9 protein-coding genes are annotated in these 12587 nt (G+C 67.6%); 1 reads left to right on the forward strand and 8 read right to left on the reverse strand.

Going from position 1 to position 12587, the window contains the following annotated elements:
- The 8 genes from EII35_RS13040 to EII35_RS13075 form a co-directional block, all read right to left on the reverse strand.
- A partial coding sequence (locus EII35_RS13040) for a DUF222 domain-containing protein (protein ID WP_185744331.1) occupies positions 1-1234 on the reverse strand: 1234 nt, incomplete at its 3' end.
- A 283-nt stretch (positions 1235-1517) separates the two neighbouring features.
- Positions 1518-2687 carry a DUF4303 domain-containing protein gene (locus EII35_RS13045; RefSeq protein ID WP_185744332.1) on the reverse strand — a complete coding sequence of 390 codons (1170 nt, stop codon included), beginning with the start codon at positions 2685-2687 and terminating at the stop codon, positions 1518-1520.
- A gap of 75 nt (positions 2688-2762) precedes the next feature.
- Positions 2763-3776 (reverse strand): dihydroorotate dehydrogenase-like protein, encoded by a 1014-nt coding sequence (locus EII35_RS13050; protein WP_125228904.1) that lies wholly within the window; start codon positions 3774-3776, stop codon positions 2763-2765.
- A complete protein-coding gene (gene nifJ / locus EII35_RS13055) occupies positions 3764-7351 on the reverse strand; it encodes a pyruvate:ferredoxin (flavodoxin) oxidoreductase (protein ID WP_125228905.1) in 3588 nt (1195 codons plus the stop codon). Before nifJ ends, EII35_RS13050 begins: the two co-directional genes overlap by 13 nt.
- Complete coding sequence (locus EII35_RS13060) at positions 7348-8982, reverse strand: NAD(P)-binding protein (RefSeq protein ID WP_125228906.1); 1635 nt, start codon at positions 8980-8982, stop codon at positions 7348-7350. Before EII35_RS13060 ends, nifJ begins: the two co-directional genes overlap by 4 nt.
- Before the next feature lie 97 nt (positions 8983-9079).
- Positions 9080-9439: a thioredoxin family protein gene (locus tag EII35_RS13065; protein ID WP_125228907.1), complete on the reverse strand. Its 360-nt coding sequence runs from the start codon at positions 9437-9439 to the stop codon at positions 9080-9082.
- A gap of 77 nt (positions 9440-9516) precedes the next feature.
- Entirely contained in the window at positions 9517-10212 is a 696-nt protein-coding gene (locus EII35_RS13070) for a metal-dependent transcriptional regulator (RefSeq protein WP_125228908.1), read from the reverse strand.
- A gap of 76 nt (positions 10213-10288) precedes the next feature.
- On the reverse strand, positions 10289-11407 hold the full coding sequence (locus tag EII35_RS13075; RefSeq protein ID WP_125228909.1) for an N-acetylglucosamine-6-phosphate deacetylase: 1119 nt from the start codon (positions 11405-11407) through the stop codon (positions 10289-10291).
- A 27-nt stretch (positions 11408-11434) separates the two neighbouring features.
- Between EII35_RS13075 and serC the strand changes: the two genes are divergently transcribed.
- The gene (serC, locus tag EII35_RS13080; protein ID WP_125228910.1) at positions 11435-12571 is read left to right on the forward strand and encodes a phosphoserine transaminase; all 1137 of its coding nucleotides are present in this window, start codon (positions 11435-11437) and stop codon (positions 12569-12571) included.
- Positions 12572-12587: the final 16 nt, after the last annotated feature.

A 12587-nucleotide genomic window follows, 5' to 3' on the forward strand; every position in this document is an offset into this window, starting at 1 on the left:
GTTCTGGTTCCGGAGTTCGGAGACACATCGTGCCGCCAGTGGCATGCACCAGATACTCAAACCCCGCCGGAGACTTCCAGTGGAACCAGCCCGGGGCGGGTTGGGTGAGTGTCCAGCCGCCGAAGGTTTTCGCCCGATGCGACCTACGCGCCAACGGCGCCAGATTCCCCCACCTGGTCTGCCCGGTGTCGCCGTCGCGGTACGGGATCGTGTGATCCAGATCACACGCCCTGGAAGTGCGGGAGGCGTAGGGGAACACATCGACCGGCATCAATGCCGTGACTGCCATCCGCAACCCGACCGACGGATCATGGAGATCCTCCGGAGCATGCCGCAACGGATCAACCACGGGCCGGACCGTCACGCGGGAGTCCTTCAAGAACTCCGGCAACCGCGAGGTCAGGAACGCGCCCCACCGCTCAACCTCCGCCACACCCGAGGAGTCGCTGTCGGGGTTGAGGGCTGGGTCGTCGGCGTTGATGTGGACGATGAGGGTGGTCTGGGGCAGCATCTCCTGCCCACCCGCCCGCCTCGCGAGGACACCGACTGCGGCGGCGCGACGCTGCCTCAGGTCCCCCGCCTCGGTGGGGAGGGTTTTCGCGACCTCGGTGAGGGCGTGGTCGAAGTCGATCGCGTCACGGGGATCCAACAGCCCATACAACGCGCAGTGGCTGTTCTTGACCGAATCGACTGCCACATACCGGTTCTCCCGCTGCCGGGCTTCGCGTTCTCGGGCTGCGGCCGGGTCGGCGGCGATGATCCAGGCTTCGAGGTTGCGGCGGATCCGCTGCCACGACCACAACCTCAACGCCACAGCGAGTTTCCGATCCAACCGCGAGGCTGCCTCCGCATTCAGCTGGGACACCGACGGTCGGTTCACCACCTCGGCAACCTGCCACCAGCGCAACGACCCGGAGAGGAAGGCCTCCCACAATGCGGGGAACCGGAACCGAACATCCAGGACGGTCCCGATCTTCTCCAAGGCCGCATCGGGGGAGATCTGCAGGATCCCACCCAGTTCGTGGGCGAGGAATTCACCCACCGATGGGGTACCGTCCCCACCAGGCTCGAGGAACCCTTCCACAGCCTCCATCACCGCAGCGTCATCGACCTCATACAACTCGGCTGCCTTCGCGATGCCGACGATGAGGGCCACCTCCGCCGCCCGGGCGTGGGCGTCCGCCTCATGAATGGCCTGGTAGGCCTCGGTGAGGGTCGCGGGGAGGGGGTTCATGACCCCATTGTAATCGAATAGATGTTCTAGCGCAAGGGTTTGGGAAGAACTTTCTCTTGGTTTTCCATTGGTTGAGCCGGTCCCGGAGCGAAGTGACAGGGGCCGTGTCGAGACCCGGTGAGGGTTCGCAGGGACTGTTGCGGAGGTCTCGACACGAGGCCTCCGGCCTCGGCTCGACCAGCGGAGAGAAGGCGACCCGGGCCCCACACGTGGCGTTGGAGGTCTCGACACGGACGGCTCGCGAGGCTCGCGGTCCGGCTCGACCAGCGGCGGTAGCGGGGAATCACCTTGCGCGGTATCGCTCCAGCACGTCCTCAGCATGGTCGCGGATGAACTTCCATTTCGACGCTGTACCGCGTTCGGCCTCCGCCACCTCGGCCTCGTCGATCTCGCAAGTGCCACCGCTGCAATTGAGCAGTTTCTCGTCGAACTCCGGGTGCGCCTCGAGCACCGCTTCCAGGGGCCGGTAGTCCAGCGGGCCGTGATTGCCCTTGTCCCGGAACGGCCCGAAGGGATGGCTCAGGCCTTGGCTGATGGTCGCCTCGGGAAGGCTGCCGATCCGCCCCGCCAGCAGATCCATCCGTCCCAGGGCACACAGCGCGGAGGCGGCCCAGCCCTTGGCGGCCTCCTCCGCCTGCTCATCGTCGAGCACGCGGTCCAACGCGGCGATGAGCTCCGGGGTGGCGTGGTTCACGCCTGCCGCCAGTCTCGCCGCCGTCCACGGTTCCCCCTCCGCGCGGCCCTCCAGCACCGCCACCAGACCGGGCACCGCAGCCGCGCCCTCCCGGAACAGCAACGGGTCGGTCCGCTCCCACCACAGCGGCGACCCCTCGATCCTTCTGAAGGAGATGTCCAGCAATGCCTGCACCCGCTCCGCCTCCGGCAGGGCCAGGATGCGCTGCTCGTCCCGCTGCCCGGCCACCAACTCCGGAAAGTGCCGCTCCAACTGTTCCCTCGTCAGGCAGGCGGGCACCAGCTCCATCGCCTCGTCCAGCGCCACGACGATGAACTCCTCGCCCACCAAGCTCTCATCAATCGCAGCCTTCCGCGCCTTCCTCGCCGCCCTCGGGAACACCTCGAGAAACTGGTCATAAACCTCGTCCCAGGCATCTTCGCCACCCAGCGACAGGCCATACTCATTGACTCCCTCAGCCACAGCCATCTCCGCTTCAGTGGCCTCAACCATGTAGGGCAGATCCGCCCCGGAGAACCGCAGACCGGAGACATCGTCGTCGGGGTCCCTCTCCAGATATCTGGCCTCAACCGTTTTCAAAGACTCTTCGGTACCCACCGACAGGCACGGCCAATAGATGTCCTCCCCGTCGCCGTAGAACACGTGGAACATCGCTGCGTAGATCCGCTCATCGGGATGCTCGGCACGCACCCGACGCACCTCCCGCAGCACCTGCTCCACAGCAGCCCGCTCCACCGACTCCCACTCCACCTTGGCCACGGCCACTCCTCACGACGTTGCCAACCCATCGTTGCGGGCACGCGGGCACCCGACAAGTCGGGACGTGTCAGCCCTTCAGGCCAGCGAGCCGTAGGTGGTCTTCGCCTTCTCCAGGGCCGAGACGTAGCCCGCCCTCTCGTAGGCCGCCGGGTGTGCCTCGGCGGGCACCGCGAGCATGCCTCGCGCCTCGGCGAGGGTCAGCTGGTGCCCGTCGAGCCACTGGTTCAGTCCGTCGATGAGCGTGGTGGCGTGTGGGATGCCGTGCCGCACCAGTGCCGAGGTGGTGCCGACGACATCCGCCCCGGCGAGGATGTACTTCACCACGTCCCCCGCCTGGTCGACCCCGGAGCTGGCCGCGAGCGAGGCCCGCAGGTGCTCGTGCAGGACCGCGATCCATGTGCGGGGCAGGCGGGCATCATCCGGGTGGCTGAGCGTGACCCCGCTGGTCACCTCGACCCGCTCCAGGTCGATGTCCGGCTGGAAGAACCGGTTGAACAGCACCAGCCCGTCGGCCCCCGCCTCGTCGAGGTGCCGACACATCGCCCCCACCGACGAGAAGTACGGGCTGAGCTTCACCGCGACGGGGACGCTCACCTCACGCTTCACCGCACCGAGGATGTCGAGGTGACGTTGCTCGACCTGCTGACCCGTGGCGGTGAGATCCCCGGGAACGTAGTAGATGTTCAACTCGATCGCGGAGGCCCCCGCCTCCTGCAGCCGCTTCGCGGACCGGGTCCAGCCGCCGTGCGACGCGCCGTTGAGGGAGGCGATGAGCGGCACGTCGATCGACGAGGCCGCCTCCTCCACCAGCCGGAGATAGCTGGACACCGCGTCCCCCGTCCCCTGCGGGACGTTGGGGAAGAAGCTCGTCGCCTCGAGGAACAGCTCCTCGTAGCTCTCCTCCAGCACGATCTGCCGTTCGGCCTCCCGCGCCACCTGCTCCTCGAACAGGGAGAACATCGTCACGGCCCCGACCCCCGCGTCCGCCAACGCGACGATGTCGTCGCGGGTCTGGGACAGGGGCCCTGCGGAGGCGATGACGGGATTCCGCAGCTCCAGGCCCAGATAGCGGGTGCTCAGATCTGCCATGACTCCTCCTTGCGTGGATCCGCGGCGAACTTCTCGGCGCCGCGCAGCGCCAGTTCCTCGTACTCCGCCCAGCGCCGGTCGACCTGCGCCTGAGCGATCTCAAGGATACGGTCCGCCTCCACCGGGTCGGCAGCCTGGAGGACCTTGTACCGCAACTCGGCGCTCTGGTACTCACGCAGCTTCACCCTCGGACGTGGCGAATCGAGCAGGAACGGGTTGCCTCCCTGCTCCCGGATCACCGGGTTGTACCGCATCAACGGCCAGTGCCCGGAGTTGACGGCCTTGTACTGCTGATCCAGGCCCTTGCGGATGTCGATGCCGTGGGCGATGCAGTGGCTGTACGCGATGATGAGGCTCGGCCCCTCGTAGGCCTCCGCCTCCCGGAACGCCTTGAGGGTCTGCTGCGGATCCGCCCCCATCGCGACGCGGGCGACGTAGACCGACCCGTAGGCCATCGCCTGCATGGCCATGTCCTTCTTGTTGGTGTGCTTGCCAGCGGCGGCGAACTTCGCGACGGCGCCGAGCGGCGTCGACTTCGATGCCTGCCCACCCGTGTTGGAGTAGACCTCCGTGTCGAGGACGAGCACGTTGACGTTGCGCCCCGAGGCCAGCACGTGATCCACACCCGCCGACCCGATGTCGTAGGCCCAGCCGTCGCCGCCGACGATCCACACGGAGCGTCGCAGCAGGTGATCGCAGACGCTCTTCAGGTCCTCGACCTTCGGGCCGCTCAGCTGCTCCAGCCGATCCTTCAGCCGCTGGACCCGCAACGCCTGCCGCGCCAGTCCCGACTCCATGCGTTGCTTGGCGGCGAGCAACGAGTCGACCAGCTCGTCGTCGTCGATCTCGGCCCGCAGCTCCTCCAACAAGGTGCGGGCGATGTCACGGTGCAGATCGGCGGCGAGCCGCAGCCCGAGCCCGAACTCGGCGTTGTCCTCGAAGAGCGAGTTCGACCAGGCCGGACCGCGCCCGGCGGCGTTCCTCGCCCATGGGGTGGTCGGCAGGTTCCCGCCGTAGATCGACGAGCAGCCGGTGGCGTTGGCGACGGTGGCGCGATCCCCGAACAACTGGGTGAGCAGCTTCAGGTAGGGGGTCTCGCCGCAGCCCGAACAGGCCCCGGAGAACTCGAACAGCGGTTCCAGGAACTGGGTGCCGCGCACCGTGCCGAAGTCGACGTCCCGACGGTCGTTGAGGGGGATCGTCTCGAAGAACTTCACCGCCTCCTTCTCCCGGGTCCGGTCGAGCACCGGCTCCAGGTTGATGGCGCGACGGTTCGGCTGCCCGATCGGTTTGACGGGGCACGCCTCCACACAGAGTCCACACCCGGTGCAGTCCTCCGCGTACACCTGCAGGGTGTACCGCGTGTCGGGCAGACCTGCCGCGTCGATCGGCTGGCTCAGGAAACCCTCAGGGGCGCCGTCGACGAGGTCGGCCGGGTAGTACTTGGCGCGTAGCACAGCGTGCGGGCAGACGAAGGAGCAGTTGCCGCACTGGATGCACGCCTCGTTGTCCCACACCGCGACGATCTCCGAGATGTTGCGCTTCTCGAACCGGGTGGTCCCCGACGGGTAGGAGCCGTCGACGGGCAGCTTCGACACGGGCAGGTCGTCGCCACGACCCGCCAGCATCGTCGCGGTCACCTCCCGGACGAAGTCGGGCGCGTCAGATGGGACGGGAGGGATGAGTTCCCGCTCCCCCGCCGCGACGGCCGGGACCTCGATCCGGTGCAGGTGCGCCAACGACGCGTCCACGGCCCGGTGGTTCTTCTCCACGATCGCCATCGACTTGCGGGAGTAGGTCTTGGTGATGGCCTCCTTGACCTTCTCGATGGCGACGTCCCGGGGCAGCACCCCCGAGATGGCGAAGAAGCAGGTCTGGAGGATCGTGTTCGTCCTCGACCCGAGCCCCGCAGCCCGGGCGACGGCGGTGGCGTCGATGGCGTAGAGATCGATGCCCAGGTCGACGATCCGCTCCTGCATCGGGCGGGGCAGCTGCTGCCACACCTCCTCGGGCGGGTAAGGCGAGTTGAGCAGCAGCGTCGTGCCGGGACGGGCGCTCTCGAGCACATCGACCCGCTCCAGGATGGACCAGTGGTGGCAGCCGATGAAGTTCGCCTTCGTCACCAGGTACGGGGCCTTGATCGGGTTCGGCCCGAAACGCAGGTGGCTGACGGTGCGTGACCCCGACTTCTTCGAGTCGTAGACGAAGTAGCCCTGGGCGTAGGTGTCCGGATCGGAGCCGATGATCTTGATCGTGTTCTTGTTGGCCCCGACGGTGCCGTCCGAGCCCAGCCCGTGGAACACCGCCCGGTGGGTGTCGGGATCCAACAGCTCGAAACCGGGGTCCACCGGCAGCGACAGGTGGGTGACGTCGTCGGTGATCCCGACGGTGAAGCGGGGCTTCGGCTCGGGGGCGGCGAGTTCATCGAGGACCGCCTTCGCCATGGCCGGGGTGAACTCCTTGCTGGACAGGCCGTAGCGTCCGCCGATGACCACCGGCATCCGCTCCCGACGCCCCGTCGCGACCGCCTCGGCGATGGCCGACGAGACATCGAGGAACAGCGGCTCCCCGCCCGCGCCGGGTTCCTTGGTGCGGTCCAGGACGGCGACGCGCCGGACGGATTCGGGCAGCGCCGCCAGCAGCGCCTCCTTCGGGAAGGGACGGTAGAGCCGGACGAACAGCGCGCCCACCTTCTCCCCCGAGGCGTTGAGATGCTCCACCACGGGAACCACCGTCTCGATGCCGGAGCCCATGATGACCACGACGCGTTCCGCATCCGGCGCACCGTGGTACTCAACCAGCGAGTACCGCCGTCCGGTGATCTCCTCGAAACGCTCCATCACCTCGGTGAGGATCCCCGGCACCGCGTCATAGAACGGGTTGGCCGTCTCACGGGACTGGAAGTAGGTGTCCGGGTTCTGCGCGGTCCCGCGGATGAACGGGTTGGCCGGCGACAGGGCTCGCGCCCGGTGCTCCCGCACGAGACCGGCCGGGACGAGGGCCCGCAGCTGGTCGTCGCTCAGCTTCGTCAGGGTGTTGAGCTCATGGCTGGTCCGGAACCCGTCGAAAAAGTGCACGAACGGCAACCTGCTGCGCAGCGTCGCGAGATGCGAGATCGCCGCGATGTCGTGGGCCTCCTGCACCGAGGCCGAGCTGATGAGGCAGCATCCGGTCTGCCGCACCGCCATGACGTCCTGGTGATCGCCGAAGATGGACAGCCCCTGCGTGGCCAACGACCTCGCGGCCACGTGGAACACCGTCGAGGTCAGCTCACCCGCGATCCGGTACATGTTCGGGATCATGAGCAGCAACCCCTGCGACGCGGTGAACGTCGTCGACAGGGCGCCGCCCTGCAGGGCACCGTGCATGGCACCGGCGGCGCCCCCCTCCGACTGCATCTCGATGACGGTGGGCACGGTGCCGAAGATGTTCGGACGACGGTGCGAGGACCACTCGTCGGCCAACTCGGCCATGGTGGAACTCGGGGTGATGGGATAGATGGAGCACAGCTCGCTCAGCCGGTAGGCGACATCCGCCGCGGCTTCGTTGCCGTCGATGATGGTGCGCTCACTCATCGCTGGTTCTCCTGGATCATCTCGATGGCATGGACGGGGCACTGCTCGAAGCAGGTGCCGCAGCCGGTGCAACGCTCGTAGTCGAAGCGGTAACGCTTCCCGGGGCCGAGCTTGATGACTGCGTCCTCCGGGCAGGAGCCGAGGCAGCCGTCACACTCGAAGCAGTTCCCGCACGACAGGCATCGCTGGGCCTCGAAGACCGCCTCCTCCGGGCGCAGGCCGGCGACGATCTCCCCGAAGTCGCTGATCCGTTCCTCCGGGGCCTGCTCCTCGTGCTCACGCCGCGCGTGCCCGCCGAAGTACCAGAGGTTCATGTCGTCGAGGTGGACGATGGGGTGCCTCGCCGGACGCGGCGAGCTGTCCTGGTTGAGCCACTTGTCGATGCAACGGGCCGCCTTCTTGCCGTGCCCGACACCGACGGTGACGGTGCGCTCGGAGGGGACCATGTCGCCACCCGCGAAGATCCCCTCCACATCCGTCATGAGGGTCCTCGGGTCGACCCGGACCACGTCGTCGTCGAAGTTCATCCCTGGGATGGCCTTGAGGAAACCGGTGTCCGCCTCCTGCCCCACGGCGAGGATGACGGTGTCCGCGGCGAGTTTCTCGAACCGGCCGGTCCCGCGTGCCTTGCCGTTCTCGTCGAGTTCCATGATCTCCACGGTGAGGTCTTGCGAGCCCATCTCGGTGATCGTCCGGAGCCAGTTCATCCGGACGCCCTCGCGTTCGGCGCTCTCGCGTTCCTCCTCATGGGCGGGCATCTGCTCCACGGTGCGGCGGTAGACGATGACGGACTCCTCCGCCCCGAGACGACGCGCCACCCGGGCCGCGTCCATGGCCGTGTTGCCGCCGCCGTAGATCGCGACCTTTCGCCCGATGACAGGGCGCTCTCCCTTGGCCACGTCGCGCAGGAAGGACACGGCGTCCACCATGCGGGAGGCGTCGGCTGAGGGGATGTCGACCCGTTTGGAGAGGTGGGCCCCCACCGCGACGAACACGGCGTCGAAGTTCCCCTCGGCCTGGGTGGCGAGGAGGTCGGTGACGGTGATCCCGCCACGGATGACGACCCCGAAGTCCTTGAGCCGCTGGATCTCGGCGTCGAGGACGTCCCTCGGGAGCCGGTACTCAGGGATGCCGTAACGCATCATGCCGCCGGGCAGTTCCGCCGAATCCTGGATCTCGACGTCATGACCGAGACGGCGCAGGTGATAGGCAGCGGACAGACCGGAGGGGCCAGCCCCCACCACCAGGACCCGACGGCCGGAGCTCCGCAACGGCTGCTCGAACGCCCACCCCTGTTCGAGAGCGAGGTCGCCGAGGTACCGCTCGACGGAGTGGATCGAGACCGCCTGGTCCAGGTCCTTCCGGTTGCAGGCGGTCTCGCAGGGGTGGTAGCACACCCGGCCGTGGATGGCAGGGAATGGGTTGTCAGCCGTCAGTTGACGCCACGCGGCCTCCTGCTGCCCGGCCTTGATGAGCCGCAACCACTCCTGGATGTTCTCCCCGGCGGGGCAGCCCGCATTGCATGGCGGCAACAGATCGAGATAGATCGGCCGTCTGGAACGGGTGGGGGCGACACGCCCCGTGGAGGTCCTCAGATCCGGTAGACCGGTGACATCGTTGCGATCGACCATGGCGTTCCTTCCTTGGATTCGACCAGTGGCGGTTTCGCCATACTAGGCCGACCCACGCAGCCATGCCCCGCAAATGCGTCACGCAGTCATCGCCAAATCACTCCTGCTTCTGGGCGGCGGCCTTCACCTGCTCAGGGTCGAGTTCCTTGAGCTGACGGACGAGGTCATCCAGCTGTGATCCGTTGAGCATTCCTGACTGGCGGAACACCAGAACCCCGGATCGGAAGGCCATGAGCGTGGGGATGGACTGGATCTCCAGGGCATAGCTCAGTTCCTGCTCGGCCTCGGTGTCGACCTTGCCGAAGAAAACATCCTCGTGACGCTTCGACGCCTCCTCGTAGATCGGGGCGAAGCGCATGCAGGGCCCACACCATGAGGCCCAGAAGTCCACGATGACGATGTCGTTGCCATCGATGGTGGAGGTGAGGGTGTCCTTGGTCAGGTCAGTCGTGGCCATGTTCGTCTCCTTCATGTGTGAATCTTCGATGTCCACAACGCTACCCGCCCCCCGGATATTCCCCCGGGGGTATCGGCTCAGGAACCGGGTGTCGTGACAAAGAGCAACTCGGCGACCCCCTCGTCGAGGGTGACCGCCTCCTCGCCGACGATGAGTCGCAACGCGAGCCCTGCACGACGGACCAGGAACTCCATGCCGGGCCGCAGCCCCAGCGCGGCGATCGCGGAGAGGACCTCCGCGTCGGCCTGGAGATTCTCACTCATCCGCTGGAGGGTGGCCTTCACCTCCCCACGGTTCGGCACCACTTGGGACAGCGGCACCACCCCGTCGCCGAAGGACTCCGTCTTCTTCTTCAACCCCAGATCGGCCAGGCCGGGGATCGGGTTGCCGTACGGGGAGATCGTCGGCCCGTCCAGGATCTTGACGAGTCGCGCCTCAACGTCCTCAGAGATGACGTGCTCCCATCGGCATGCCTCATCGTGGACCTTGTCCCATTCCAGCCCGATCACCTGGGTGAGCAGGCACTCGGCCAACCGGTGCTTGCGCATCACGTCCCTGGCGAGCTTCGCACCCTTGGGGGTCAGTTTGATGATCCTGTCCGGGGAGACGGTCAGCAGACCGTCACGCTCCATCCGAGCGACCGTCTGGGAGACCGTGGGTCCGGACTGGTGCAGCCGCTCGGCGATACGTGCGCGCAGCGGGGGCACTCCCTCCTCGATCAACTCGTAGACGGTTCTGAGATACATCTCCGTGGTATCGATCAGTTCGCTCATCGGCGTTCCTCCTCCGGGCCAATGCTACTGGTCATCCCAGCTCTGAGCAGGATTTGGGGACAGCAGGTCGCGCCGCTCACCCGATCCTCTCACCTCGACGCCACACCTGCTGCAGACGGCCGGAATCGTCGACGATACACACGTCGCCCCTCTTGCCGACCTCGAGGCTGCCGACCTCCGTCAGACCGTGCCACCGGGCGGGCGTGGTGGCGGCCATCATCGCCGCCTCCTCGATCGAGCACCCGACCTGCGTGACAACGAACTCGAACGCCTTCGCCATCGTGAGGGTGGAGCCGGCGATGGCGCCCGGCTGACCGTCGGCCGTGACGAGGCGCGCGGTGCCATCGGTGACCTCCACCTCCAGTTCCCCCAGCAGGTAGCGTCCGTTGCCCTGCCCGGTGGCGCTCATGGCGTCGGTGACCAGGCAGATCCGCTCGGGAGTGGCGGCGTCGATCGCCATCCGGGCGATGACGGGGCGATGGTGGATGCCGTCGCAGATCAGCTCGTTCATGACCCGCTCATCGGAGAGCAGCACCGGGACCGGGCCGGGTTCCCGGTGGTGGATCGACCGCATCGCGGAGAACAGGTGGGTTGCGATGCAGGCACCCCAGCCGATCGACGCGGCCGTGGTGGCATCGTCGGCATCCGAATGCCCGAAGGCCACCTTGACCCCGGCCTCGGTGAAACGACGGGTGGCCGCCTCACCGTGCCGACGTTCGACAGCCAGGGTGATCATCCGCAACGCGGATCCGCCCGCTTCGATGAGCCGCTCCACCAGCTCGGGTTCGGGGTCCCGCAGCAGCGCCGCGTCATGTGCCCCCTTGCGCGCCTCGGCGAGAAAGGGGCCCTCGAGGTGGATGCCGTCCAGTTCCCCTGACGCCACGAGGTCCCGCAGGGTGCGGCACTGCGCCTCCAGCTTCTCGATGGGTTCGGTGACGGTGGAGGCGAAGAGGGTGGTCGTCCCCTGGCTGCGGTGGTAGGCGATGGCGCGGAGGTTCGCCTCCTTGTCGGGGTTACCGAAGCTCACCCCGACCGCACCATGGCAGTGCGTGTCGACGAAGCCGGGGACCGCCCACAGGTCGCCCCCGCCGCCCCCGGAGGTGATCGAGGTGATCCGCCCCTGCTCCATCCCGATGACGGCGTTCTCAACGATCCCGGACGGCGTGACGGCCCGTCCCACCTGCAACTGCGTCATGGTCACATCAAATCACCAGCCGTTGGGATGACGCGAGACGGCCCTACGGTTGCGTGGGAGAATGCTCAGGTGATCGTGATCCCCCAGGAGCTGTTGCCCGCTGACGGACGATTCGGCTCGGGCCCCGCGAAGGTCCGCGCAGAGGCCGTGGACCGCCTCACCCGCAGGCAGGATGTGCTGGGCACCTCCCACCGCCAGGCCCCCGTGAAGCATCTCGTCCGCGAGATCCAGGAGGGTCTGGCCGAGCTGTACCGCCTGCCCGACGGCTACGAGGTGGTCCTCGGCAACGGCGGCTCCACCCTGTTCTGGGACATGGCGGTGTGCTCGCTCATCGAGCAACGCTCCTCGCACGCCGTGTTCGGCGAGTTCACCCGCAAATTCGCCAGGGCCGCGGAGCGCGCCCCCTTCCTGGCCGCCCCCCTCGTCGAGGAGTCCGCCCCCGGAACCGTCACCCTGCCCCGAACCGGCGACGCGGACGTGCTGGCCTGGGCCCACAACGAGACCTCGACGGGAGCCGCGGCCCCCGTCGAGCGGATCGGCGAGGGGCTCGTGGTGATCGACGGGACGTCGGCCGCGGGTGGGATGGATGTCGACGTGGCCGACACGGATGTCTACTACTTCGCGCCGCAGAAGAACCTGTCGAGCGACGGTGGCCTGTGGCTGGCCCTCGTCTCCCCCGCGGCCCTCGACCGGGCGGCCAGGCTGGCCTCGGGCGGGCGCTGGATCCCCGAGATCCTCAACCTCGACGTCGCGGTCCAGAACTCCCGCAAGCAGCAGACCCTCAACACCCCGGCTCTCACGACACTGCTGCTGCTCCAGGACCAGATCGCCTGGCTGCTGGAGCTGGGGGGCCTGGCCGCCGCGGAGGCGCGGTGCCGCCAGATGACGGACCACGTCCACGCGTGGGCCGAGTCGAGACCGTGGGCGAGCTCCTTCGTGGCCGACCCCGGGCACCGCTCCCCCGTCGTCGCGACGATTGACCTCGCCGACGAGGTGGACGGCAAGCAGGTCCTCTCGGTGCTGCGCGACAACGGGATCGTCGACATCGACCCGTACCGGGCGTTGGGTCGCAACCAGCTGCGGATCGGCTGCTACGTCTCGGTGGACCTCGCCGACGTGGAGGCCCTGACGCGTTGCATCGACCACGTGGTGGAACGCCTCTGAGCAAGAGGGTGCGCGG

This window comes from Arachnia propionica, from assembly GCF_003932785.1.
GTDB classification, from domain to species: Bacteria; Actinomycetota; Actinomycetes; order Propionibacteriales; family Propionibacteriaceae; genus Arachnia; species Arachnia propionica_B.